The 24,415-nt window shown below is 73.4% G+C and carries 16 protein-coding genes; 4 read left to right on the forward strand and 12 right to left on the reverse strand.

The annotated features are described in order from the left end of the window. Entirely contained in the window at positions 1-468 is a 468-nt protein-coding gene (locus AB0M43_RS04530) for an NUDIX domain-containing protein (protein WP_363721137.1), read from the forward strand. Here the strand turns inward: AB0M43_RS04530 and AB0M43_RS04535 are convergent. The 3 genes from AB0M43_RS04535 to AB0M43_RS04545 form a co-directional block, all read right to left on the reverse strand. Next, positions 465-1,031, reverse strand: a complete 567-nt coding sequence (locus AB0M43_RS04535) for a phosphohydrolase (RefSeq protein WP_363721139.1) — start codon at positions 1,029-1,031, stop codon at positions 465-467. The genes AB0M43_RS04530 and AB0M43_RS04535 overlap by 4 nt on opposite strands. A 37-nt stretch (positions 1,032-1,068) precedes the next feature. Beyond that, positions 1,069-1,743: an alpha/beta hydrolase gene (locus tag AB0M43_RS04540; protein ID WP_363721141.1), complete on the reverse strand. Its 675-nt coding sequence runs from the start codon at positions 1,741-1,743 to the stop codon at positions 1,069-1,071. 294 nt (positions 1,744-2,037) lie between these two features. Beyond that, positions 2,038-3,210, reverse strand: a complete 1,173-nt coding sequence (locus tag AB0M43_RS04545) for a helix-turn-helix domain-containing protein (RefSeq protein WP_363721143.1) — start codon at positions 3,208-3,210, stop codon at positions 2,038-2,040. 143 nt (positions 3,211-3,353) lie between these two features. Between AB0M43_RS04545 and AB0M43_RS04550 the strand changes: the two genes are divergently transcribed. Beyond that, positions 3,354-4,280, forward strand: a complete 927-nt coding sequence (locus tag AB0M43_RS04550; protein WP_363721145.1) for a proline dehydrogenase family protein — start codon at positions 3,354-3,356, stop codon at positions 4,278-4,280. 225 nt (positions 4,281-4,505) lie between these two features. After that, positions 4,506-5,033 carry a hypothetical protein gene (locus AB0M43_RS04555; protein WP_363721146.1) on the forward strand — a complete coding sequence of 176 codons (528 nt, stop codon included), beginning with the start codon at positions 4,506-4,508 and terminating at the stop codon, positions 5,031-5,033. Between the two features lie 15 nt (positions 5,034-5,048). Here AB0M43_RS04555 and AB0M43_RS04560 read toward each other — a convergent pair whose 3' ends face one another. The 7 genes from AB0M43_RS04560 to AB0M43_RS04590 form a co-directional block, all read right to left on the reverse strand. After that, positions 5,049-5,666, reverse strand: coding sequence for an EboA domain-containing protein (locus AB0M43_RS04560; protein WP_363721148.1), 618 nt, complete (start codon positions 5,664-5,666; stop codon positions 5,049-5,051). Between the two features lie 34 nt (positions 5,667-5,700). Next, a complete protein-coding gene (locus AB0M43_RS04565) occupies positions 5,701-6,711 on the reverse strand; it encodes a sugar phosphate isomerase/epimerase family protein (RefSeq protein WP_363721149.1) in 1,011 nt (336 codons plus the stop codon). Positions 6,712-6,835: 124 nt separating this feature from the next. Then, on the reverse strand, positions 6,836-8,914 hold the full coding sequence (locus AB0M43_RS04570) for a ThuA domain-containing protein (protein WP_363721151.1): 2,079 nt from the start codon (positions 8,912-8,914) through the stop codon (positions 6,836-6,838). A 156-nt stretch (positions 8,915-9,070) separates the two neighbouring features. Then, complete coding sequence (locus AB0M43_RS04575; protein WP_363721153.1) at positions 9,071-11,902, reverse strand: PQQ-dependent sugar dehydrogenase; 2,832 nt, start codon at positions 11,900-11,902, stop codon at positions 9,071-9,073. Positions 11,903-11,912: 10 nt separating this feature from the next. After that, positions 11,913-13,019 carry a Gfo/Idh/MocA family oxidoreductase gene (locus AB0M43_RS04580; RefSeq protein ID WP_363721155.1) on the reverse strand — a complete coding sequence of 369 codons (1,107 nt, stop codon included), beginning with the start codon at positions 13,017-13,019 and terminating at the stop codon, positions 11,913-11,915. Beyond that, positions 13,016-14,185 carry an ROK family protein gene (locus AB0M43_RS04585; RefSeq protein ID WP_363721157.1) on the reverse strand — a complete coding sequence of 390 codons (1,170 nt, stop codon included), beginning with the start codon at positions 14,183-14,185 and terminating at the stop codon, positions 13,016-13,018. The genes AB0M43_RS04580 and AB0M43_RS04585 overlap by 4 nt, the downstream gene beginning before the upstream one ends. 424 nt (positions 14,186-14,609) lie before the next feature. Continuing rightward, positions 14,610-17,570, reverse strand: coding sequence for a M4 family metallopeptidase (locus AB0M43_RS04590; RefSeq protein WP_363721159.1), 2,961 nt, complete (start codon positions 17,568-17,570; stop codon positions 14,610-14,612). 223 nt (positions 17,571-17,793) lie between these two features. Between AB0M43_RS04590 and AB0M43_RS04595 the strand changes: the two genes are divergently transcribed. Continuing rightward, positions 17,794-18,324 carry a MepB family protein gene (locus AB0M43_RS04595; protein ID WP_363721161.1) on the forward strand — a complete coding sequence of 177 codons (531 nt, stop codon included), beginning with the start codon at positions 17,794-17,796 and terminating at the stop codon, positions 18,322-18,324. A gap of 115 nt (positions 18,325-18,439) precedes the next feature. On the opposite strand, the gene AB0M43_RS04600 is transcribed toward AB0M43_RS04595, so the two are convergent. Together AB0M43_RS04600 and AB0M43_RS04605 are read right to left on the reverse strand one after the other, a co-directional pair. Continuing rightward, positions 18,440-18,832 carry a hypothetical protein gene (locus tag AB0M43_RS04600; protein WP_363721163.1) on the reverse strand — a complete coding sequence of 131 codons (393 nt, stop codon included), beginning with the start codon at positions 18,830-18,832 and terminating at the stop codon, positions 18,440-18,442. A 236-nt stretch (positions 18,833-19,068) separates the two neighbouring features. Then, positions 19,069-24,414: an SDR family NAD(P)-dependent oxidoreductase gene (locus tag AB0M43_RS04605; protein ID WP_363721165.1), complete on the reverse strand. Its 5,346-nt coding sequence runs from the start codon at positions 24,412-24,414 to the stop codon at positions 19,069-19,071. Position 24,415: the final 1 nt, after the last annotated feature.

Here is a 24,415-nt window from a genome sequence, read left to right on the forward strand (position 1 = left end):
ATGCCCAGAGTCGACTACTACGACGATCCCGCAGCCCCCTCCGCCAACTCGTTGCGGCCGGCTGCGTCGGCGGTGGTTGTAGACGGGACGGGGCGGATACTGCTCCACCGGCGAGTGGACAACAGTCTCTGGGCCCTACCTGGCGGTGTGATGGAGATCGGCGAGACCATCGAAGAGACCGCGAAACGTGAGGTTCGGGAAGAAACCGGCCTCGATATCGAATGCGACTACGTTATCGGCATCTACTCGGACCCTCTCCATGTGTTCTCCTACGACGACGGTGAGGTTCGTCAAGAGTTCTCCGTTTGTATCGCGGCACGCATCGTCGGCGGGGAACTTCTTGTGAGCGAGGAATCCTCAGAGGTGGCGTTCTGGGAACTCGAACAGTTGCCCAACCTACCCATGCATGCGCGGATCCGGACGCGGATCTCGGATTTTCACAACGGGGTTCGGGCTGCGCTTCGTTAGCCGCCCGGAAATTCGATGCCCTTGTCCTTGGCACTAGCCACTGTCCGCTCGATGGCTGCACTGATCTCATCTGCGGCGGCAGTCAGGGCCCGAGGCACCGTGTGCTGGCAGCCATATCGTTCCTTGATCTCGCGGAGCCGCTCGTCGAATGTCACGGGCAGACCTATTGGACTTGTGGTCATGTCGCACGCCCAGAGAGCGTCGCGCACCGCGCTTCTGTCGTCGGGGAAGAACCGCTGCTCGTCTGCCAACCCGCGCAAGCCGGCTTCCTCCGCTGCGGCCGAATGGTTACAAACGAGGCAGCACACATCGAAGCCCACACCCAGGTTCTGCAGGTATCGCGCCCCATCGAGAGGGTGGAACTCCGTATCCTTGGCTACCGACGAATATCCGACATCGTGCAGCCAGGCGGAGACGACCAATGCGTCCGCCTGGTCCCCGAACACCGGGCGCAACAACTCCGCCTTGGCCCCCACGGCCTGAACGTGCCGCCAGCGGCGCGGGAACTCCGCTTCCAGACAGTTCCGGGCGACCTCGACAGCCCACGCGATCGAATCCGTCACGCCGACAAGCATAGATCGCCCGCACCGTCCGAATTGCTCAGTCGACCGCCCGGGCCGCCTCCAGGATCAGGTTCGCGATCTCCTCCGGCCGGGACGCCAGGGAGGCGTGTGAGGCGTCCAGGGTCAGGGTGCGCTGGGGCTTGATCCGGTCGGCCATCATGCGCTGGTTGTCCGGGTGGATCATCCGGTCCGCGCTGGACACCTGGTACCAGGACGGCCGGTGCTTCCACGCGGGGTCGGTGATCGTGTCGCCGAACGTCGAGGCCAGCGGGGCCTTCTGGGTGACCGCCATGACCAGGCCCTCCTCGTCGGTGAGGTCCGGGCAGAAGTTCTGGTGGAAGGCGTCCTGGCGGATCCACAGGTAGCCGTCGGCGTCCGGGGCGAGGGCGTCGGCCCCGGCCGGGGGCCTGGCCGCCGTGATACTGCCGGGGCTCTCGCCGTCGTCGGGGGCGAAGGCCGCGACGTAGACGAGGCCGGCCACGTTCGGGGCGTTGCCCGCCGTGGTGATGACGGCGCCGCCGTAGGAGTGGCCGACCAGCAGGACCGGCCCCGGGATCCCCGCGACGACCTTGCGGGTGCGTTCCGCGTCGTCAGCCAGGGAGGTGAGCGGGAGCTCCACCGCGAACTGCGAGGTCACGCCCTGCGCGGCCAGCCGGGGGATGACCTTGGCCCAGTGGGCGGCCCCGCCCCAGAACCCGTGTACCAGAACCACCGCTGGCAACCGCGCCATCACGTACCCCCGTCACCCGGGCCGCGCCGCCGGCGGCCGTCCTTGATCACAGTAGGGCAAAGCCGGACCTATCCGCCGCGCAAAGAGACAGCTCCCGATGCCGATCCGGCAGGGGCACCGGGGGCAGGGGTGCCGACGGTCAGGCGCGTGGTGATCAGGGCCGCGCGGACCTGGGCGGTCGCGTCCTCCCGTGCGTGCCGTGCGCAAAGGCCCGATTCCCCGCCGACCCGCCGACCCGGCTACCGGTCGCGCACCCGTGCGCGGGCCGGGCCCGGCTCAGGGGGTGCCCGGGTGCAGGAGCGGGGACAGGGTCAGGGCCAGGTGCAGGCGGAGGCGGTCCTGGCCGCGTTCCAGGTCGGTGCCGGTGATCTGCTGGATCCGGCCCAGGCGGTGGTACAGGGTCTGGCGGTGGATGCCGAGCGCCGCCGCGCTGCGCTGTACGTTGCCGGCCTCGTCCAGGTAGGTGGTGGCGGTCGCGAGGAGGACCGGGTCGCCGTGGTCGAGAAGGCGGCGGGCCGCGTCGTCGAGGACAGCGTGGCGGAGAGCGCGGGGCGGGCCGCAGGCGAGGAGGCGGTAGATGCCCAGGTCGGGCCAGCTGGCCACGGGTCGGAGCGCGGGGACCTCGGCGCTGGCCCGGAGCGCCAGGCGGGCCTCGCGCCAGCTCTCGCGGGCGTGCACCAGGTCGGGGCGGGGGGCGCCGAGGCCGGCGACGGCGTGCGGGCGGAGGTCGGGCGGGAGCTGTTCGGCGTAGAGGGCGAGGGCCTGGCGGGCCAGGGCGTGGGCGGGGCGCGGGTCGGCGGCGTCGGCCAGGGGCGCCAGCAGAGTGAGGTGGTCCTGGTCGGTGGCCGCCAGGACGGACTGGGGCAACCGCCAGAGATTGATGGGTACGGCGTGGGCCGCCGGTTCCGGGACGGTGCGGAGCACGACGGCGACGACGGGTACGTCCCGGTCCACGACGCCCAGTTCGGCGATCTCCTCGGCGGCGGCCTCGGCGGTGCCCGGGTCGGGTGAGAGCAGGTCCTGGAGGCGGTCGGACATCCGTTCCTTGGCGCGGGCCTGCTGGGCCATGATCGCGCCGGCCCGGGCGGCGCTGTGCATGGCCGCGCCGAGGACGGCGTCGTCGAGGTCGTGGCGTTCGTCCAGCAGCCACAGGTAGCCGTAGGTGACGCCGTTCCAGCGGGCGGGCAGGCAGACCCGGGCGAGCAGGTCGCGGGCCGGGTCGGCCGGGGTGCGGACCGGGACGTCGCTGGTGGCGATGCCGAACCGTTCGAAGAACTCGCGGACCTCGGGGGCCGACCGCCGGTCGAGGATCGAGCGCTGCCGGACCGCGTCGATGCCGCCGGACTGGGAGCCGAACGCCACCAGCTGGAAGTCGCGGTCCTCCAGGGTCACGGGCGCGGACAGCAGCCGGGACACCCGGTCGACGATGTCCTGCAGGTCAGGCCTCATACCGCCGATTCTCGCACGGGGCCGCTGAGCATTCGTACCGGAAAAAGGCTCGGAGCTTGTGACGTTTGTCTGTTGAGTGCGGCCGGTGGGCGGCATAGGTTCTGCGTCACCGCCCCATTGCGGCCCCCTCAGGAGGTCTGACCGTGTTCTCGCAACCCTTGTTGATCGCGTCCCGCAGCGCGCGCATGCGCCGGGCGGTCACCGGCACGCCCGCCCTGCGCCGGCTCGCCGACCGCTTCGTCGCCGGGGAGTCCCTCGACCAGGCCGTCGGCGCGACCACGGGGCTCGTCGACCGGGGCCTGACGGTCACCATCGACCACCTCGGCGAGGACACCCTCGACGCGAAGGACGCGGCCGCCACCCGCGACGCCTACCTGGCGCTGCTCGCCCGGCTCACCGACCTCGGGCTGCCCGCCCAGGTCGAGGTCTCCGTCAAGCTGTCCGCCCTCGGGCAGAAGCTCGCCAGCGACGCGGCCCAGGTCACCCTGGAGAACGCCGTCGCGATCTGCGAGGCCGCCCAGCGCGCCGGCACCACGGTCACCGTCGACATGGAGGACCACACCACGGTCGACGCCACCCTCGGCACGGTGCGGGACCTGCGCGAGGAGTTCCCCTGGGTGGGGGCCGTGCTCCAGTCCTGCCTGCGGCGCACCGAGGCCGACTGCGCGGACCTGGCCACCGCCGGTTCGCGGGTCCGCCTGGTCAAGGGCGCGTACGCCGAGCCCGCCACCGTCGCGTACGCGGCCAAGCGGGACGTGGACCTCGCGTACGCGCGGTGCATGCGGATCCTGATGAACTCCAAGGCGTACCCGATGATCGCCACCCACGACCTGCGCATGGTCGACATCGCCGAACGGCTCGGCGAGGAGCTCGGCCGCGAACCGGGCAGCTACGAGTTCCAGATGCTCTACGGCATCCGCACGACCGAGCAGCGCGCGCTCGCCGCTCGGGGCCACATCGTCCGGGTGTACCTGCCCTACGGCGAGGACTGGTACGGCTACTTCATGCGCCGGCTCGCCGAGCGGCCCGCGAACCTGGCGTTCTTCGCGCGCTCGCTGTTCAGCCGCTGACCACCTGGGCCCCGCCCACTCCTTGGCGGGCGGGGGCGGGGTCCAGGGTTTGTACTGCCCGGCGGGCCGGCCGGGAGCGGGGCGGCGGATCCTGACGGGGTCCGCCGACCCGGACCTCACCTCATTCGGTGGCCGGGACCGTCGGCGACCCGGCTCCGGGCGGCCGCCACCACGCGACGGCGCTATCGTCGGCTTCGGCCTTCCCGCTGTCCGAGACGAGGCACGTTGAGCGCTGAGCACGACAGACCGAGCGACATGGGTACGTGGCGGATCGAGCGCCTGGAGGCTTACGCCGCCGACGTCCGGGGCTACCAACTGGAACATGTCCGGTTCACCGCACAGTTCCACGCCTATCAATCCGTGGAGCCTCGGGAGGTCCGCTTGCGGTGGGCCGTCCTGTCCCTGGACGCCAACAGGCGAAGTCAAGGGGACGGCCCGCAGGAGCAGTACAGGGTGTCGCACACAGACTTCACGCTCCGCACCTGGATCATCGAAAATCTCGGGCCCGGTCCGGAGCAGGCCAGCGACCCTGAGGCCCTCGCCGCCGACACGCTCGCGGCACTCACCCACGACCCCGCGCAGGCCACGGCCATCGCCGCGGACTGGCGCAGCCTTCCCATCGAGCAGATCAGGGACCTTCGGCGACACAAGAATCTGACGGCCCACCTGGACCGACTCGTCGGCCACCTGCGGCCCGGGCCGACCACGGAGCTCCTCAAGGCATGGATCGAGGCCAGGAAGTGGCTGCCCTGACCACTCCCCCGGACCTCAGTGGGTCGAGTCGCGGATGCCGGTGAGGCGGTGCAGGAGGGCTGTCGCGTCCGGGGACAGCTGGTGGCCGGTGGCCCGGCATTCCGTCGCGTGGTCCGCGAGCAACTCCGCCAGCCCCGCGTCCGCGCGCCGCTCCAGGTCGTGCACCACCGCCAGCGGCACCCCCGTCCGCACGCAGGTCAGCACCGCCCCCCGCCAGGCCCCGTCGTCGAGGTGCGCGGAGTACGGGCCCATCGCGGCCGCGAGGAGGCGGGGGTCGCTGCTGCGGACGGCGTCGTGCAGGACGGGGACCGCCGACGGGCCGAGGTCCAGCATGGGCAGGGCGCGCAGGACGGCGAGCTTCTCGGTCGGGTCGCCGAACTGGTAGAGCTGGGCCACCACCTCGGTGAGGCGGGTGCCGCACAGCGGCAGGACGGACAGCAGCAGGACCCGGGCCGCCACGTCGGCCGTCCAGCCGGGGGCCGCCGGGAGGGCGACCTGGCCGCAGCGGCGCCGGGCGACCGAGTAGTAGCCGACGACGGTGGCGGGTTCGACGGTGACCCGGATGAGGGCGCCGACCAGCCAGTCGCGGTCGGGTACGGCGACGAGCGCGGCGCGCAGCCGGTCCGGGGTCATGCGGGTCCTCCTCAGCGGGTCGCCAGGGTCAATATCATCGACTCTGATCGCTGAATGCGGCGTCGAACGCGCCGGTCGGCGGGTCGAAGCTCATCCGGCGGACGAACGCCAGGGCCTCGGGCGCGCCGGCCAGCCGGTCCATGCCGGCGTCCTCCCACTCGATGGAGACGGGGCCGGCGTACCCGATGTGGTTGAGGGCTCGGAAGCAGTCCTCCCAGGGGACGTCGCCCCGGCCGGTGGACACGAAGTCCCAGCCGCGGCGCGGGTCGCCCCAGGCCAGGTGCGAGGACAGCCGGCCCCGGCGGCCGTCGCGGGCCCGCATCCGGGTGTCCTTGCAGTCCACGTGGTAGATCCGGTCGGCGAAGTCGAGGATGAACGCGACCGGGTCGAGGTCCTGCCAGACCATGTGCGACGGGTCCCAGTTGAGGCCGAACGCGGGGCGGTTGCCGATCGCGTCGAGGGTGCGGCGGGTGGTCCAGTAGTCGTAGGCGATCTCGCCCGGGTGCACCTCGTGCGCGAACCGGACGCCGACCTCGTCGAACACGTCGAGGATGGGGTGCCAGCGGGCGGCGAAGTCGGCGTACCCGGCGTCGAGGGTGGATTCCGGCACCGGGGGGAACATCGCGAGCAGGTGCCAGATCGACGAGCCGGTGAAGCCGACGACGGTGTCCACGCCGAGGAGCGCGGCGGCCCGGGCGGTGTCCTTCATCCGGTCGGCGGCGCGGCGGCGGACGCCCTCGGGGTGCCCGTCGCCCCAGACGGCGGCCGGCAGGATCGCGCGGTGCCGGTCGTCGACCGGGTGGTCGCAGACGGCCTGGCCGACGAGGTGGTTGGACAGGGCGTGGGTGGTGAGGCCGTGCCGGGCGAGGATGGCGCGCCGGTCCTTGACGTAGGTGTCGTCGGACAGGGCGCGGGGCACGTCGAAGTGGTCGCCCCAGCAGGCGATCTCCAGGCCGTCGTAGCCCCAGGAGGCGGCCAGGCGGCAGACCTCCTCGAACGGGAGGTCGGCCCACTGGCCGGTGAACAGGGTGATCGGTCGGGTCATGGCGGGTCTCACGATCTGTGGTCGGGCCGGGTGGCCGGGAACGGACGGGCCGCCCGGGCCGGGAACGGGGCGCCGGGCGGGCGGCAGGGCCGGGTGGGCGGAGGGGCCGCCCACCCGGGGTCGGTCAGGGCAGGGTCCACCTCTGGTTCGGTCCGGCGTGACAATCCCAGATCACCAGGGGGGTACCGTCCGCCGAGCCGCCGCCCGACGCGTCCAGGCAGCGCCCCGACCGGGGGTTGCGGAGCGTGCCGTCGGCCTGGGCGGCCCAGTTCTGGGCGCCGGTCCCGTTGCAGGTCCACAGTTGCGCCCGGGTGCCGTTGGCGGTCCCGCCGCCGGCGACGTCGAGGCACTTGCCCAGCGCGCGCAGGGTCGTGCCGGTCACGGTCCAGGTCTGGGCGGCGGAGCCGTTGCAGCCGTACAGCTGGAGCTTCGTGCCGTCGGCCGTCGCGCCGCCCGTGACGTCGACGCACCTGCCGGACGCTCCCCTGATCGGGCCGACGCCGCCGGGTGCCGTCCGGTACAGGGTGAAGTCGTCCACGTCGAAGGACGAGCCCGTGAACGCGAGGTACACGGTGTGCCGGCCGGAAGGGACACCGGTCAGAGGGGTACGGACGTCGGCGTAGGTCTCCCAGCCGCCGGTCACCGGCACCGCCACGGTCCCGAGCAGCGGGCCGGTCGGGGAGTCGGCGCGGACCTGGATGCCGCCGGTGGAGCCGACGCCCGCGACCCGCGCGGTGAAGGAGGTGACCCCGGTGAGGTCGAGGTCGTTGTAGGCGGCCCAGTCCCCCGGCGCGACGTCGCCGAGTACCGCGCCGCCGTGTGCCGCGTGCGGGTAGAGCTTCGGCCCGTCGGAGTTCGCGGCGGAGGCGTACTCGGCCTGGGTGGCGTAGCCGCCCGTCTCCCGGAGCCGGATGTTGCGGAAGGACGCGTCGTCGCCCGTGCCGTGGTTCTGCAGGCCGATGTGGCCCTGTCGCAGCGAACGGGCCGGGTCGGTGTTGGTGAAGTCGTTGACCAGCACCCCGTTGAGGAGTACCCGGAGCCGTTCGCCCTCGACCAGCAGCTCGTAGGTGTTCCACTCCCCCGGCGGGTTGAGCGCCCCGTCGCGGGCGGCCAGGTCGGCGGACTGGAAGCCGTAGACCGCGCCGGTGGTCCGGTCGGGGGTGTCGGTGGCGTCGATCTGGATCTCGTAGCCGTTGTCCACCGCCGACCACGGGTCGGTGCTGGCCGGGAAGCCGACGAAGACCCCGGAGTTGTCGTCGCCGGCCAGCCGCCAGTCGAGTTTGAGGGAGTAGGAGCCCAGCTCCTTCCCGGAGTACCAGAGCAGGCCGAGGCCGTCGTGCGAGGTGAGCGTGCCGTTGGCGTTGCTGAAGCCGCCCGGCCCGGCCTGGGACCAGCCGGCGGTGGAGCCGTTGTACAGCGGGGTGTAGCCGGTCTCGGGGCGGCAGTCGGCCCTCGTCCGGCCGGCGGCGTACCGCAGGCCGCCGAGGAGTTCGGCGCGGAAGGCCGGTTCGGCGTAGGAGGCGGTGGTGTGGCCCTGGCCGGTGTAGAAGGACCGGCCGCCCTGGTACCGCTTGCACCACACGTGCGGGTGGTCGGTACCCATCGTGCCGCCGGCGTAGCTGGACTCGGTGAGGGTGGCCAGCACGTGGGCGTCGCCGCGCGGGTTGAACCGGTAGTTGTACCACTCGTCGTACCGGGACCAGGTGGGGTCGAGGTGCGCGGTGGCGGCGTGCGCGCGGTCCTCGACGGCGGCGGTGGCCTGGGACTGGGCGGGGTGCGAGGTGAAGTAGGCGCCGACGAGTTCGCCGTAGAACGGCCAGCCGTACTCGGTGTCGGCCGCCGCGTGCACGCCCACGTAGCCGCCGCCGGCCCGGATGTAGCCCTCGAACGCGGACTGCTGGGTGGCGTCGAGGACGTCGCCGGTGGTGCTGAGGAACACGACGGCCTGGTACTGGGCCAGGTTGGTCGGGGTGAAGGTGGTGGCGTCCTCGGTGGCGGTGACCGTGAAGTTGTTGGTGGCGCCCAGGTCGCGGAACGCCTGGATGCCGGCGGGGATGGAGTCGTGCCGGAAGCTGGCGGTCTTGGAGAAGACGAGGACCTTGTAGGGGGCGTCGGCCGCGGCGGTCGCCGGGGTGGTGGGGCCGGTGACCGTGGCGAGGGCCAGGGCGGTCACCGCCAGGGTCCGGGTGAGGAGGGTTCTCATGGCTGGTGCCTCTCGGAGCGCAGGGGGCTCGGAATGCGAGGGTGGGCGATGTGGGCCTCGAGGCCGTGGGGCCGGGGACGGGATGGGCCGGGAGGCCGTGGGCCCCGGGGATGGGCCGGGTGGGCGGTGGGCGCCGCCCACCCGGCGGTCAACGGGTCACGGCAGCGTCCACTTCTGGTTCGCCCCGCCGTGACAGTCCCAGATCAGGAGCTGCGTCCCGTCCGCCGAGCCGCCGCCCGACGCGTCCAGGCACCGCCCCGACACCGGGTTGCGCAACGTGCCGTCGGCCTGCGCGGCCCAGTTCTGGGCTCCGGTGCCGTTGCAGGTCCACAGCTGCACCTTCGTGCCGGCGGCCGTCGCTCCCCCTGCGACGTCGAGGCACTTGCCCACCGCCCGCAGCGTGGACCCGGTGACCGTCCAGGTCTGCGCACCGGTCCCGTTGCACGTGTACAGCTGGATCTTGGTGCCGTCGGCCGTGGCGCCGCCCGCGACGTCCACGCACTTGCCGGACGCTCCCCGGATCGGGCCGACCCGCGCCGAGGAGGTGACCAGGGTGAACGCGTCGACGTCGTACAGCGCGCCCGCGCCGCCGGTGAAGACCAGGTACAGCCCGGTGGTACCCGTCGGAGGTGCCGTGACGGAGCCGGTCACCGTCGTGAAGGTCTCCCAGCCGCCGGTCACGGGCACGGTGGCCGAGCCCAGGACCTGGCCGGTCGGCGAGCCGGCGCGCAGGGTCAGCGTGCCGCCGACGCCGCCGGAGGACACCCGGGCGTCGAAGGACACCACGTTGCCGACCCGGTACGGGGTGAAGCCGACCCAGTCGCCGTTGTGGATGTCCCCGACGGTCCGGCCGCCCTCGGCGGTGGCCTTGGTGAACGTGTTCACCCCGGAGGAGCTGGCGAAGTGTTCGGCCTGCCGGTGCCGGGGCTGGGTGACGTTCTGGGTGTGCGTGGTCAGCGGGGGCTGCCCGCCGGCTCCGTTGTCGGTGTACTGGGCGTCGAACACCCCGTACACGTTCGCCGAGGCGTCGTGCTCGCCGTCCACGGGCACGGTGATGGTGCCCGCGCAGCCGGTGGCCGAGGTGATGGCATGCGCGTGCTGGTCGTGGCCCAGCAGGTAGGTGACGGTGACCTTGGAGCAGTCGACCGTCCCGTCCTCGGGGTCGGTGACGCTGACCTGGAACGGCACGGTGTCCCCGAAGGAGTACAGCTGGCCGTTGCCGGGCAGCGACAGGTTCACCGTCGGCGCGGTGTTGCCCACGGTGACGATGACGTCGGCGGTCGCCGTGTTGCCGACCGGGTCCCGCACGGTGAGCGTGGCCGTGTACCGCCCGTTGGCCGGGTACGTGTGCGCCGGGTTCGCGGTCGTGGCCGTGCCGCCGTCGCCGAACGCCCACCCGTAGGTCAGCGCGCCGCCCTCGGGGTCGGAGCTGCCGGCCGAGGAGAAGGTGACCGCCAGCGGCGCGGGGCCGGAGGTCCTGTCGGCGGAGGCGACGGCGGTGGGGGCCCGGTTGGCGCCACCGATGTGGTCGATCCGGTACAGGGCGGAGTTGGCGTCGCCGTTGAAGTAGCCGGTGCCGTAGTCCAGGACGTACAGCGCGCCGTCGGGGCCGAACGCGGTGTCGATGATCTGGGTACCCGTCCAGGGGAACGCCGTGATGTCCCCGGCCGCCCCGTTGGCCTGCACGTCGATCGCCTTGAGCCACTGCCGGCCGAACTCTGCGGCGAAGAAGTGCCCGTCGAGGTCGGCGGGGAACTTCACCGGGGAGGTGGAGGCCGGGTCGTAGTGGTAGACGGCGCCGCCCATCGGGGACTCGGAGCCGGAGCCGAACTCGGGCGGGGAGCCCGCGTCGCCGCCGTACCGGATCCACGCGGCCCGCGCGCCGGGCAGGGTGCTCAGCCCGGTGTTGCGGAACGAGTTGTTCGTCGGGCCCGAGCAGGTGTACTTCGGCCCGGTCGCGTTGGTGGCGAAGTTCCACTCGTTGTAGGTCTCGGCGGCCGTGGCGGTGCCGGTGCAGTACGGCCAGCCGTAGTTGCCGGGCGCGGTGATCCGGTCGAACTCGACCTGGCCGGCCGGTCCCCGGTTCGGGTCGGCGACCCCGGCGTCGGGGCCGTAGTCGCCCACGTAGACGGCGCCGGTGGGCTTGTCGACGGTCATCCGGTACGGGTTGCGGAAGCCCATCGCGTAGATCTCGGGCCGGGTCTTCGCGGTACCGGGGGCGAACAGGTTGCCGGTCGGGATGGAGTACGTGGCATCGGCCTCGACCTTGATCCGGAGCACCTTGCCCCGCAGGTCGTTGGAGTTGGCGGCGGTCCGTTGGGCGTCCATGGCCGGGTTGCGGTCGGTGCGCTCGTCCAGCGGGCTGTACCCGTTGGAGTTGAACGGGTTCGTGTCGTCGCCGGTGCTGAGGTACAGGTTGCCGGCGGCGTCGAAGTCGATGTCCCCGCCGACGTGGCAGCACATGCCCCGGTCGGCGTCGACGTCGAGGACCTTGCGCTCGCTGGCCGGGTCCAGGGTGCCGTCGGCCTTCAGGACGAACCGGGACAGCCGGTTGACGCCCTTCCAGACCGAGAAGTCGGTACCCGTCACGGGGGCGTCGCCGGCGGGGGTGGACAGCGGCGGGGCGTAGTACAGGTAGAGGAAGCGGTTGGTCGCGAAGCCGGGGTCGACGCCGACGCCCTGCAACCCCTCCTCGTCGTGCTGGTAGACGGCGAGCTTGCCGGCGACCTTCGTGGCGCCGGCGGCGTCGGTGAGGCGCAGCGTGCCGTCGCGGGAGGTGTGCAGCACGGAGCGGTCGGGCAGCACGGCCATGCTGATCGGCTCGCCCATCTCGGCGACACCCTTGGCGAGGGTCACCTGCTGGTAGTCGGCGGCGTCGATCACGACGTGGGCCCGGGCGGGGGTCGCCGGCAGGGTCACCGCGAGGGGCGGCAGGGCCAGCAGCGCGGCGGCGGTCCACCGCGCACGCCACCGAGGGGAGGGGGTCATGGCGAGTTCCTTAGTGTCGAGGGGTACCTGCGGGGCCGGCCACGGCCGGCGGTCGGACGCGCTCGCCCGGGTGGTGCACCGTGGTCCACCCGGCGCCGTTCGCCGCACTGCGTTCGGCCGCGTCGAGGACGAGTTGCACGCCGAGCGCCTCGGTGAACGAGGGCCCGGGGTCGGTGCCCGCGCCGATCGCGGCGATCAGGTCGCGGAGCTGGTGGGTGACGGTGTGCCCGGCGTCGGGGGCACGTCGGGGTCCGGTCCGGAGGACGGTGCGGCCCCGGGTCTCGCGGAGAACCAGCTCGTCGGGCCGGTCCCGGTCGAACGCGAGGGAGCCGCGGTCCCCGTCGACCTCGATCCGCAGCGCGTTCCGCCGACCGGCCGCCGGCCCGGCCTCGAAGCTGGCGAGCCCGCCCCCGTCGAGGCGGCCCACGACCAGGGCGGCGTCGTCCACAGTGGTCCAGCCGCGCCGGGTGCCGGGGGCGGACGGCCCCGTCACGGCGGTCACCCCGGTGACCCGGCGCCCGGTGACGTACTGGGCGAGGTCCACGACGTGCGCGCCCAGGTCGCTCCCGGAACCCACCGGCGGCCACCACCCGGGCTCGTCGGTCCGGTACGCGGCCCGCACCCGGCGGACGGTGCCGAGCCGGCCGGCGGCCACGAGGTCCCGCAGCAGCGCGACGGCCGGCACCCGGCGGTAGCCGGACCCGCACATCGCGCGGACCCCGTGGCGGTGGGCGCGGGCGGCCGCCCCGGCCATGGCCTCCGCCTCGGCGAGCGTGTTGGCCAGCGGTTTCCCGCACAGCACGTGCTTGCCGGCGTCGAGGGCCGCGATGGCGATCCCGGCGTGGTCGCGGCCGGGCGCGCAGATGTCGATCAGGTCGATGTCGTCGCGGGCGACGAGGTCCCGCCAGTCGGCGTACCGCCCGGCCCCGCCGAGCCGGTGCGCGGCGGCTCCCCCGGCCGGGCCGGTGCCGCAGACCGCCGTCAGCTCGGCGCGCAGCGGCAGGTCGAGGTCCCGGTTGACGGCCCGCCACGCCCGCGCGTGCGCCGCGCCCGCCGCCGGGTGGCCGACCATGCCGACCCGGAGCCGGCCCCGCGCGGGCCGGACCCCGGTCCTCATGACGGCTGTCCGTACGCGAGGTCGCTGGCCAGGACGGCCGCGCCGATCACCCCGGCGCTGGAGCCCAGCTCCGACAGCACGACGGGCAGGTTGCCGGTGGCCATCGGCAGGGAGCGGCGGTAGACGACGCTGCGCAGTTCGGCGAGCAGGATGTGGCCCAGCCCGGCCAGGCCGCCGCCGATCACGATCATCGACGGGTTGATGAAGCTGACCAGCCCGGCGAGGACGACGCCGAGCCGGTGGCCGCCGTCGCGGACCAGCGCGATGCAGACCAGGTCGCCGGCCGCCGCGCCCTCGGCGACGTCGAGGGGGGTGACCGTGCCGGCCTCGGCGAGCCGGGCGGCCAGCGCGGGCGAGGAGTCGTCGCGGGCGGCGGCCAGGGCGTCGCGGGTCAGGGCCGAGCCGCCGAAGTGCGCCTCCAGGCAGCCGATGTTGCCGCACGAGCACGGCAGGCCGTCGGGGTCGACCTGGATGTGGCCGATGTCCCCGGCGCAGCCGTCCGGGCCCCGGAACACCTTGCCGTCGATGTGGATGCCGCAGCCGATCCCGGTGCCGATCTTCACGAACAGCACCGTGTCGACCGAGCGGGACACCCCGCCGTGCCGTTCGCCGATGGCCATGATGTTCACGTCGTTGTCGACGGCCACCGGGCAGCCGTGGTCGCGGCCGAGCTGTTCGCGGATCGGGTAGTGGTCCCAGCCGGGCATGATCGGGGGCGCGATGGGTACGCCGTCGCGGTAGCTGACCGGGCCGGGGATGCCGATCCCGATGGCCAGCAGCCGGTCGTACGCGCCGTCGGCCCGGGCCTTGGCGAGGAGCTCGTTGACCCGGCGGAGCAGGGTGCGCGGGCCCTCGCGGATGTCGACGGCCTCGCTGTAGGAGGCCACCGGTTCCAGCATCCCGTTGGTGATCGCGACGTCGAGGGAGGTCGCGCCCAGGTCCACCGCCGCCAGCCGCAGGTCCGGGGCGAGTTCGATCAGCGGGGACCGGCGGCCGCCCCGGGACGCCGCCAGGCCCGCCTCCCGGATCAGCCCGTCGTCGTGCAGGGTCTCCAGTTCGCCGGCCAGCCGGGACCGGGGGACGTCCAGCCGGGCGGCGAGCTCCGCGCGGGACACCGGCCCCTCGTCCCGGAGCCGCCGCAGCAGCCGGTATCGCAGTGGACTCATCGCGGCCCTTCCTGTCGGGTCCTGTGAGGACCGGACAGTAGTGGCTTCCGCTACTGAAGTCCATCGATCTGCTCGTTCGCGCAGAAGTTTTGCCGAGTCCGACGAAAGCTGTCCGACTTGCGTACCCGTCGATGGGTTTGTTTCGAATGGGTTTCGCGGGAATGTCCCGCCAAAGGCCCCGATGCGGTCCCGGGGCGGTCCTGAGGGGACCGTGCCCGCCGGAAAACACGCAGCGAAAGAGCACGCTCCGCGCAGGAGGTGCTCGGACGGCGCCGTTCGCGCACACGGCAGCGCCGCCGCGTCCCGTGGCGGGGACGCGGCGGCGCTGTGGAGGGTCCATCCCGGCGGGCACCGGTCGCACGGCCCCGCCGGGACGGACCCGGGTGGTCAGTGGTCCGTCACGGGAGCAGACGGACCACTGGGATCAGCAGGCCCCGCCGTCGTTCCAGACGGCCCAGGACTGCGGCGCGCCGGGCTCGGCGCCGGTGGACCACCAGACCGAGTTCCACAGGTGCCCGTTGTGCGACACCCGGTCACCCGGGGTGTAGGACCGGCCGGAGCTCCAGGCCTCGACGCCGCCGCAACCGCTGGTACCGGTCACGGTCAGGGTGTAGGTCACCGAGTGCGCACCGCTCGGCGCGGTCGCGGTCACGGTGATCGGGTAGGTGCCCGGCACCGCGCCGGACGTGGTCGCCAGGGTCAGCGTCGCCGAGGCGCCCGAGGTCACCGAGGACGGGGAGACCGTCGCCGAGACGCCGGTCGGCGCGCCCGCCACGCTGAACGTCAGCAGCTGCGGGTTGCCGGACGTGGTGGCCGTGCCGACCGTCGAGGACGTCGACTGCCCGGCCTGGACCGAACCGCTGTCCGGGCTCAGGGCCACCGAGAAGTCGTCACCCGGGGTCGTGCCGGTGACCGTGATCGTGTACCCGTCGGTCCGGGTGCCCGAGTTGGCCACGCCGACGACCGCGAACGTCGCCGAACCCGGCGGGGTGTCGGTCGTCGTGATCAGGGTCAGCGTCGACGTGCCGCCCGAGGTGACGGTCGGCGGGTCGAACACCGCCACCACGCCCTGCGGCAGGCCCTGGGCGGACAGGGTCACCGTCTGCGGGTTGCCGGCCGTGGTGGTCGTGGTGACCGTGGTGGTCAGCTTGCCGCCCGCCTCGGTGGTGCCGGCGTTCGGGTTGACCGAGACCAGGAAGTCGTCCCCGGTCGGTTCGGTCGTCACCGTGATCGTGTAGCCGTCGGTCCGGGTGCCGGAGTCCGCGACCCCGGCCACCGCGAAGGTGCTCGTCCCGGCCGCCGCGTTGGCCGCCGTGGTGATCGTGGCCGTCGAGGTGCCGCCGGACGTGACGGTCGGCGGGTCGAACGTCACCGAGACGCCGTCCGGCAGACCCCGGCCGGACAGGGTGACCGTCTGCGGGTTGCCGGAGGTGGTCGCGGTGCGCACCGTCGTGGTGAGCGTGCCGCCGGCCTGGGTGGTGCCCGAGTTCGGGCTGACCGACACCGAGAAGTCGTTGTTCGGCGCGGCCGTGACGGTCAGGTTGTACACCACGGTGTGCGTGGTGGCGCCGACGCCGGTGACCGTGAGCGGGTACGTCCCGGGCGCGGTCGCACCCGTCGTCACCACGGACAGGGTGCCCGTGCCGCCGGTCGGCACCGTCGGGGTGACGGTGACGGTGGTGTTGGCCGGGGCCCCGGCCACGGACAGGTTGACGTTGTGGTTGTTGCCGCTGACCAGCTGGACGCCCACCGTGCTGGTGAGGGTCGCGCCGGCCTGCCCGCTGCCGCTGGCCGGGCTGAGCGACAGGGAGAAGTCGTTCGCCGGCGTGGCCGTGCAGGTGGTCTCACCCGGCTGGGCCGGCAGCGTGATCGCGTCCCACGCGGCCTTGGTCTTGTTGAACAGGACGCAGGTCGGGTCGAGGGTCTTGGCGGACTGCAGGGTCGCGATCCGGTACTTCTTGTACGTCATGCCCGAGGTCTTCAGCAGCATCGCGCCGTAGAACACCTTGCCGGCGTTCTGGATGCCGGCACCGGTCACCGACGCGGGTCCGCCGGCGCAGATCGGGCTGTTCGGCTTGCCGCCACCGGGGGCGTTGCCCTCGGCGAGCAGGTAGAACCAGTGGTTCAGCGGACCGGCGGCCTTGTGCACCTCGGTGCTCGGGATGGCCGACGAGTAGCAGTTGGGGTCGTTGCTGACCAGCGAGGGGTTGTACATGTTGCGGATCGGCCCGTTGCCGACCAGGTTGATCTTCTCGCCGACCAGGTAGTCCGGGTCGTCGTAGGGCGCGGACTCGTTGGCGTACGCCTCGGTCAGCGCGCCGAAGATGTCACCGGTACCCTCGCCGAGCCCGGCCTCCTGGCCCGCCCCGCCCGGGGTGTACTGGTCGAGCGCGTGGCCGTGCTCGTGGCCCACCACGTCCATCGAGGAGATCCACTGGTTGGCGTTGTTGCGCCCGATCTCGATGTGGTCGCCGGTCCAGTACGCGTTGACCTGGGCCAGGCCCACCTGCACCGGCACGCCCCGGCCCTGGGTGTTGATGCCCGTACGGCCGAGCCAGTTCTTCAGCATGTCCCACTGCTGCTTGGTCGACCACAGCACGTCGGCGCAGCCGGTCTCCTTGGACGTGGCCTGCCCGTTGCCCCAGGTGTCCGTGGTCTTCGAGAACACCTGCTTGGTGGCGTAGTCCTGACACACGACGCCCGGCCGGACCGGGTCGGCCGTCGTGTAGTTCGAGCCGGACTGGGTGGTGTCGATCGCGAGGTTCGGACCGTTCCACTGGCTGTTGGCGGTGCCGGCCCGCACGTCGTCCTGCTGGCCGAGGACGGAGCCGTTGGCCGCGTCGACGAACACGTGCAGGCGGCTCGGCGCGGTGGCGGTTCGCCCACTGAGGACGGTCTCCCACGCGAGCCGGGGCGTGACGTCGCCGAGGCTGTACACGACGAGGCGGTGCGAGTCGACCTTGGTCACCGACGCGAGCTTCGTCCGCGAGGTCGCCTCGGCCGCGCGGGCCGTGACCGTCGGGACGGTGGACACGCCGATCGGGCTCTTGGACGCCGCGTTGGTCACCCGGACCCGGCCCTGGCCGTCGGCGAGCACGACAGCGTCGCCGCCGACGACGGGCAGACCGCGGTAGGTGCGCTCGTAGGCGACCGAGTACAGGTCGTTGATCCAGGGGGTGATCATCCCGCGTTCGTAGCGGTCCTTGCTCCCCGCGGCCAGGGAGTCCAGGCCACTGGCCACGGCGCGGTCGGCGGCCTGGACCGCGCGGACCTGGGAACTGGGTTGGGCGACGGGCACCGGGGCCGGGACCGCCGCACCGGGCGCGGCCCAGGCCGCGACCGGGACCGCCCCCAGTGCGAGAGCTAGTGCGAGGAAACGTTTCACCGTGACACTCCTCTATAGATATAGATCGAAGTCTCTTGTAGCACAGAACAGCAAGGTTTCTTAAGAGTTGCCTCGGTGGTCGGCACCCTTGTCAGACCCTTGCCGGGCCGGGGCGCGCCACGTACAGGACGCGGACCGGGCGGGAGACCCCGGGGCGCCGTCGGCCGACCTGCGGAACCGTGGAGGATCGCGGTCGACACCCGGAACGCATCACGGAGGTACGGTGGACCCGCAGCCCGATTCCGACCCGTGGCCCGGCGGCACGCACAGCGACCTGCTCGCGGCGCGGGCCCTCGTCTACGACCCGTGCGGTTTCCCCTGTTCGCGGCCGGCGCCGGAGCCGGAGAGCGCGGAGTACGGGGCACACACCTTCACGCTCGACGGGTCGACCGTCGTGTTCCGGGTGGCGCGGACGACCCCGACGAAGGTCGGCCAGTTCGTCACCCTGTGGCGGCGGTCCGCGGCCGGGCCCATCCGGCCCTTCGACACCGGGGACGCGGTGGACCTGTTCGTGGTGGGCGCCGGCGGCGGGCGCGGGCAGTTCGTGTTTCCCCGCGCGGTATTCGTCGACCGGGGTGTGGTGTCCCGGGACGGGGTGGGCGGGAAGCGCGCGATCCGGGTGTACCCGCCGTGGGTCGCGACGACGAGCCGGCAGGCCGGGGCCACCCAGGCGTGGCAGCTGCGGTACTTCCTGCCGTTGCCCGGGGACGGGGAGGTCGACCTCGCTCTGGCCCGGCGGCTCTACCGCCCGTGACCGGCCGGCCCTGCTTCGAGCTGGGCGGTCGGTCGCACCGGGTCGGCGGACGGCCCCGCTCGCGCCGGGGCGGGACCGGGCGGGAAGGGTGCACCCCTCCCGCCCGGCGCGGGTACTACTTGACGACGTGCGCGAGCACCGCGGGCGGCCCGCTCGGGTACTCCTGGACGATGTGCAGCACGCCGTGCCAGGCCGCGCCCGTGTGCGTGGCGTCCTGGGTGTACACGGTCCAGGTCTCGTTGGCGGCGAGCTGTCGGGCCCCGGCGTCCGGCAGGTTGACCAGCGTCGTGTTGTCGTACCATAGCTGCGCGTCCACGTAGACCCGCGCGGCCGTCGTGCAGGTGACGCTCCAGTAGGCGGCGCGGTTGGGCAGGTCGATGTCCGCGTAGGTGGCGGTGCAGGTGGGGGTGGCCTGCGCGGCGGTGGGGGCCGCGATCAGGGCCGCCGAGACGACGGCGGCGGAACCCACGGCGGCGGCGATCCGGCGGACGGTGGTGATGGCCTTCATCTTGTTCGCTCCCAGAGTGGTGGTCCGATGTGGACTGTCGACAGTGGTGAGACGCGCGCGCAAGATCACGCTATCCCAGCGTCCGGAAAAGATAAACAATCTTTCCAGTACTGTGGCCGTGACGCGGGACACATCTGACATGTCCCCTTTGGGTGGCACAAGTTACCCGCCCAAACAGGCCGGGGGCCGAGCCGTCCAGTGCGCGCTGGACGACCCGGCCCCCGGTGCCGAACCCGTCAGCCCCGGGCGAGCCGGGGAATCGTGGTCGGCGCCTCGGGCGCGGACTTCTCCGCGCGGATCCTCTCGATGACGACCGACAAACCCGCCACGGTGGGCGCCTCGAACAGCTCCCGCATGGGCAGCCGGACGTTGACGGCCTTGCGCAGGTACGAGATCAGCTGCACCGCGACCAGCGAGTTGCCGCCCAGGTCGAAGAAGTCGTCGTCGACCCCGACGTGCTCCAGGCCCAGGACGTCCCGCCAGACCTGGGCGACCTGACCCTCCAGCTCCGTGGTCGGCGCGCCGCCCTCCGAGGAGACGGCCCGGCCGCCCGCGTCGCCGGCCCCGCCCTCCTCGACCGTGTCGGTGGTGACCTCGCGGGTGCCGGCGATCAGGTCGGCCACCGTCGCCTGGTGGATCACGACCTGCGGGCCGAGGTCGGTGGCCAGGGTGCGGCAGAACGCCTCCGCGCCGTCGACCGGACGGATCCCCCAGGTGCCCGCCGACGTCCCGGCGGCACGCGCACCCGTCGCCGTCGCCGACGTGCCGGAGTCACCGGCCGGGCCGCCCGTCGACACCGGCACGCCGGCCGCCGGTGCGCCCGGTGCCGGCGCGTCGGCGGAGGCCGCGAGGTTGCCCGTCACCGCCGCCCCGTCGACCCGGCGCAGCACGAAGTCCGTGATGGACACCAGGACCCGGCCGTCGAGGTCCGCGAGGGTCACGTCGGCGGCGAGGATCTCCCCCGCGCCCTGGTCGGCGTACTTCAGGTGGCTCAGGAACCGGGCCGGCAGCGGCGCGTGCACCGTCACCGTGCCGTAGCCGAGGGGCAGGTAGGACCCCTCCCCCCGGCTGCCGAACGCGGTGGCCACGTCGAGCAGCGCCGGGTGCAGCACCCAGCGGTCCAGGTCGGCCAGGGCCGCCTCCGGGGCCTCGATCAGCGCGAGTTCCTCGTCCGGGCCGGTGTACACCTCGCGGAGGCTGTCCCAGCGCGGGCCGAAGGAGAGCAGGCTGACCCGGTCGCCCTCGGGGGTGGGGACCTGACGGGTACGGGCCCTGATGCCGGCCACGTCGAGCGGCGCGGCCGGGGCCAGGACCCAGCCGCCGGTACCGGTGACGTGCGCCGTGTCCCGGCCGTCGCGGCGCCCGACCACCCGGAACTCGTCCCCGTCCAGCTCGACCCGGTACTCCGAGGCCGTGCCGTCGGGCACCCCCATCGGCTCCAGGAACGCCACGTCGCGCAGTTCCACCACGTGCTCCGGGCCCGGCCGCTCCACGGTGGACAGGGCGGTCCGGGCGTACTCCAGGTGCCCGGTGCCGGGGACCACGGGCACGCCGCCGATCCGGTGCTCGTCGAGCAGCCAGTGCGTACCGGCGGAGACCCGCTCGGCGAAGGCGCTGCGTACCCCGGCCCGGAAGCCGGCCGGCGCGGCGGTCTCGGCGGCCATCCCGACCTCGGCCCAACCGCCCCAGTTCTGGGACAGCACCCGGGCGTCGAAGCCCAGGCCGCTGCGCGCGTACGCGTCGAGGAAGGCGTTCGCGGCGCAGTAGTCGACCTGGCCGAAGCCGCCGGACACCGAGGTCACCGACGAGCACAGCACGACGAAGTCCAGCGGCGCGTCGCCGAACGCGGCGGCGAGCGCGAGGGTGCCGGCGAGCTTGGGCGCCAGTACCCCCCTGGCGGTGTCGTGGTCCTTGATCTCGGCCATGCCGCCACCGGCCAGACCGGCGGCGTGCACGATGCCGTCGAGCCGGCCGAGCTCGGCCCGCAGCGGGCGCAGGGACTCCGGGTCGGTCACGTCGGCGGCGACGACCAGCACCTCGGAACCGAGCTGCTCCATCCGCTCGATCGCGGCGATGGCCCGGCCGGTGCGGTCGGTCACGCCGTGCGTCGCGACGTGCCCGGCCCACTCGGCGCGCGGCGGCAGCCCCGACCGGGACAGCAGCACGAGCCGGGCGCGGGCCCGGTGCGCGAACTCCTCGGCGAGGGTGATGCCGATCCCGCCGAGGCCGCCCGTGATCAGGTAGGTGCCGCCGTCGCGCAGGCCGGCCGCCGACTCGCCCGCCGGCAGGGTGACCTGGGCGTAGTCCTGCGCCCACCGGCGGCCGGACCGCAGCGCCACCTCCGGGTCGGCCACCCGGGCCAGCTCCGCCACCAGGGCCGCGGGGCCGGTGTCGGGGCCGGCGTCGATCCGGCGGACCGTCAGGCCCGGCAGTTCCAGCGGCAGGACCCGGGCGAGGCCGTCGAGGGTCGCGTGCTCCGGGCTGGTCAGGTCCGCGCCGGTCACGTCGGCGGTGCCGGCCGACAGCAGGTCCAGCCGGACGCCCTCGGTCCGCTGCGCGCCGGCCAGGGCCTGGGTCAGGTGCAGGACGCTGAAGAAGCCCCGCTCCTGGGCCGACCAGGCGGCGGCGACGTCCGTGCCCGCCGGCTCGGCGTCGAGGGCGTAGGCGTGCACGAACGCGTCGGTGTCCAGCGCGGCGACCAGCGCCTCGTAGTCGGCGCGTTCCGCCGGCCGGATCACGAACCCGGTGTCGGTGGCGGCGAACGCGTCGCCCGGCCGGACCTCGGTGACGGCCACGGCCGCCGCGCGCAGCGCCGCCAGCAGCGCCTCGCCGCGCGGGCCGGCCACGAACAGCGCGCAGCTGGTCAGGGCCGCGGTGCCCGGGGCCGCCGGCAGCTGCTTCCAGGTCGGGACCGCGAACCACTCCTCCAGCGGCAGCGGGCCCCGCTTCACCGGCCGGCGGGTGGCGGCCGCGTCGACCGGGTCGGGATCGACCCAGTGCTTCTTCCGCTCGTACGGGTACGCCGGCAGCGGCACCCGCCGGCCCTGCGAATCCGGCCCGTCCCCGATCCCGGCGCTCCACAGCGCACCGGCGGAGCCGAGCAGCACCGTCGAGTCGGTCGCCGCGTCGCCCGGGCCGGGCAGGCTGGTCAGCGGGGCGGCCGAGCCCTTGGGCAGCCGCATCCGGACCAGGCCGGACAGCTGGCGGCCCGGGCCCACCTCCACGAGGGCGTACTCGCCCCGCGCCAGCAGCGTCGCGACGCAGTCGGCGAACCGGACCGGCTGGCGGAGCTGCGCGGCCCAGTACGCCGGGTCGCAGGCCTGCTCGTCGGTGATCCAGTCCCCGGTGACGTTGGACAGGAACGGCACGGTCGGCGCGGTGCGGGGCACGGCGGCCACGGCGGCGGCGTACTCGTCGAGGATCGGGTCCATCATCGCCGAGTGGAACGCGTGCGAGGTGCGCAGGGCCTTGGAGCCGATCTTCGCCGACTTCAGGGTGGCGGCGAACGCCTCGACGGCCTCCACCGTCCCGGCGACCACGCAGCTGCCGGGCGCGTTGACCGTCGCGATCGTGACATCGGCGGGCAGCAGGTCGGCCAGGTCGGCGGCGTCCTTCTGCACGGCCAGCATCGCCCCGGCCGGCATCGACTGCATGAGCGCGCCCCGGGTCGCCACGAGCCGCAGCGCGTCGGGCAGCGCGAAGACCCCGGCGAGGGTCGCGGCCACGTACTCGCCGATCGAGTGGCCGATCATCGCGGCCGGCCGGACACCCCAGTGCGCCCAGAGCCGGGTCAGCGCGTACTCCAGGACGAACAGGGCCGGCTGGGTGAACCGGGTCTCGCCGAGCCGCTCGTCGGTGAACAGCAGCGCGCGCACGTCGAGGTCCGGCAGCAGCGCCGCGCACTCGTCCACGGCGGCGGCGAACACCGGCTCGGCCCGGTACAGCTCCGCGCCCATCCCCACGTACTGCGAACCCTGGCCGGTGAACAGGAACGCCACCGGCGGGGTCTTCGCCGGGGCCTCGCCGGTGCGCAGCCGCTTGGCGTCGCGCAGCCCGCGCACCGCGTCGGCCGGGTCCGTCGCCACCAGCGTCGCCCGGTGCGCCCGGGCCGTCCGGCCGACCCGCAGCGTGTGGCTGACGTCGGCGAGGTCGGTGTCCGGGAACGCCGTCAGGTGGTCGGCGAGCCGGCCGGCCGCCGCCGCGAGCGCCTCCGGGGTCCGCGCCGACAGCCGCAGCAGCCGGGCCCTGGGCTCGGCCGGGGTGGCCGGCACCCGCGGGGCCTCCGCGAGGATGACGTGCGCGTTCGTACCGCCGATGCCGAAGGAACTGACCCCGGCCTGGCGCGGACCGCCGTCCGTCTCCCACTTCGTCAGGGTGCTGGCCACGTAGAACGGGCTGTCGGCGAAGTCGATCGCCGGGTTCGGCCGCTCGTAGTTGATCGTCGGCGGGATCAGGCCGTGCTCCATGGCCAGGACGGCCTTGATCACGCTGATCACGCCGGCCGCCTGGCTGAGGTGGCCGATGTTGGACTTCACCGAGCCGATGCCGCACCAGCCCCGGTCCGTGGTGCCCGCGCCGTAGGCCGTGGACAGGGCCGCGACCTCGATCGGGTCGCCGATCGCGGTGCCGGTGCCGTGCGCCTCGACGTAGCTGATCGTGCGCGGCTCCACGCCCGCCATCGCCACGGCCTGCGCGATGACCTCCGCCTGGCCCATCACGCTGGGTGCGGAGAAGCCGACCTTGTCCGAGCCGTCGTTGTTCACCGCGTTGCCGAGCACCACCCCGCGGATCGTGTCGCCGTCGGCCACCGCCTCCGAGAGCCGCTTGAGGACCAGCACGCCGCCGCCGCTGCCCCACACGGTGCCGTTGGCCCCCGCGTCGAACGGGCGGACCCGCGCGTCCGGGGACATGAAGCCCTCGACGCCGACATAGCCGATCGCGTACGGGTGCTCGACGGAGACGCCGCCGGACAGGGCCATGTCGCACTCGCCGTTGCGGAGCGCCTCGCACGCCAGGTGCAGGGTCACCAGGGACGTCGAGCACGCGGTGTGCACGGTCATGCTCGGGCCGCGCAGGTTCATCCGGTACGACACGAGGGTGCCCACGTAGTTCGGCGAGTTGCCGGTGGACAGGGTCAGGCTGCCGCCGAGCGCCGTGCGGACCCGCTCGTTGTGCATCAGGTTCTTCCACTGGTACCCGTTGCCGCCCGCGCCCGCGTACACCCCGATCGTGCCGTCGAACTGGGCCGGGTCGTGCCCGGAGTCCTCCAGCGCGGTGTGCGCCAGCTCCATGAACAGCCGGTGCTGCGGGTCGGTGACCGCCGCCTCCTGCGCGGTGTAGCCGAACAGGGGCGCGTCGAAGCAGTCGGCCGCGTCCAGGGCCGGGCCGGCCGACACCCAGCCGGGGTCCGCCAACTCGTCGGGCGCGGCCCCCCGCGCCAGCTGCTCCGCCTCGGTGAACTGGGTGACCGACTCGACCCCGTCGACCAGGTTCCGCCAGAACGTCGCCGTGTCCCCGGCGCCCGGCACCCGGGCCGCCATCCCCACGATCGCGATCGGCTCGACGGTGTAGTCCTCGTCCATG

The organism is Longispora sp. NPDC051575 (genome assembly GCF_040681875.1).
Taxonomy (GTDB): Bacteria; Actinomycetota; Actinomycetes; order Mycobacteriales; family Micromonosporaceae; genus Longispora.

Bases quoted from the DNA above. Each gene is read 5' to 3' on its own strand.
- AB0M43_RS04530 (WP_363721137.1), top strand. From the start codon at position 1: ATGCCCAGAGTCGACTACTACGACGATCCCGCAGCCCCCTCCGCCAAC.
- AB0M43_RS04545 (WP_363721143.1), bottom strand. From the start codon at position 3,210: ATGAGGCCTGACCTGCAGGACATCGTCGACCGGGTGTCCCGGCTGCTG.
- AB0M43_RS04560 (WP_363721148.1), bottom strand. From the start codon at position 5,666: ATGACCCCGGACCGGCTGCGCGCCGCGCTCGTCGCCGTACCCGACCGC.
- AB0M43_RS04565 (WP_363721149.1), bottom strand. From the start codon at position 6,711: ATGACCCGACCGATCACCCTGTTCACCGGCCAGTGGGCCGACCTCCCG.
- AB0M43_RS04570 (WP_363721151.1), bottom strand. From the start codon at position 8,914: ATGAGAACCCTCCTCACCCGGACCCTGGCGGTGACCGCCCTGGCCCTC.
- AB0M43_RS04575 (WP_363721153.1), bottom strand. From the start codon at position 11,902: ATGACCCCCTCCCCTCGGTGGCGTGCGCGGTGGACCGCCGCCGCGCTG.
- AB0M43_RS04580 (WP_363721155.1), bottom strand. From the start codon at position 13,019: ATGAGGACCGGGGTCCGGCCCGCGCGGGGCCGGCTCCGGGTCGGCATG.
- AB0M43_RS04585 (WP_363721157.1), bottom strand. From the start codon at position 14,185: ATGAGTCCACTGCGATACCGGCTGCTGCGGCGGCTCCGGGACGAGGGG.
- AB0M43_RS04600 (WP_363721163.1), bottom strand. From the start codon at position 18,832: ATGAAGGCCATCACCACCGTCCGCCGGATCGCCGCCGCCGTGGGTTCC.
- AB0M43_RS04605 (WP_363721165.1), bottom strand. From the start codon at position 24,414: ATGGACGAGGACTACACCGTCGAGCCGATCGCGATCGTGGGGATGGCG.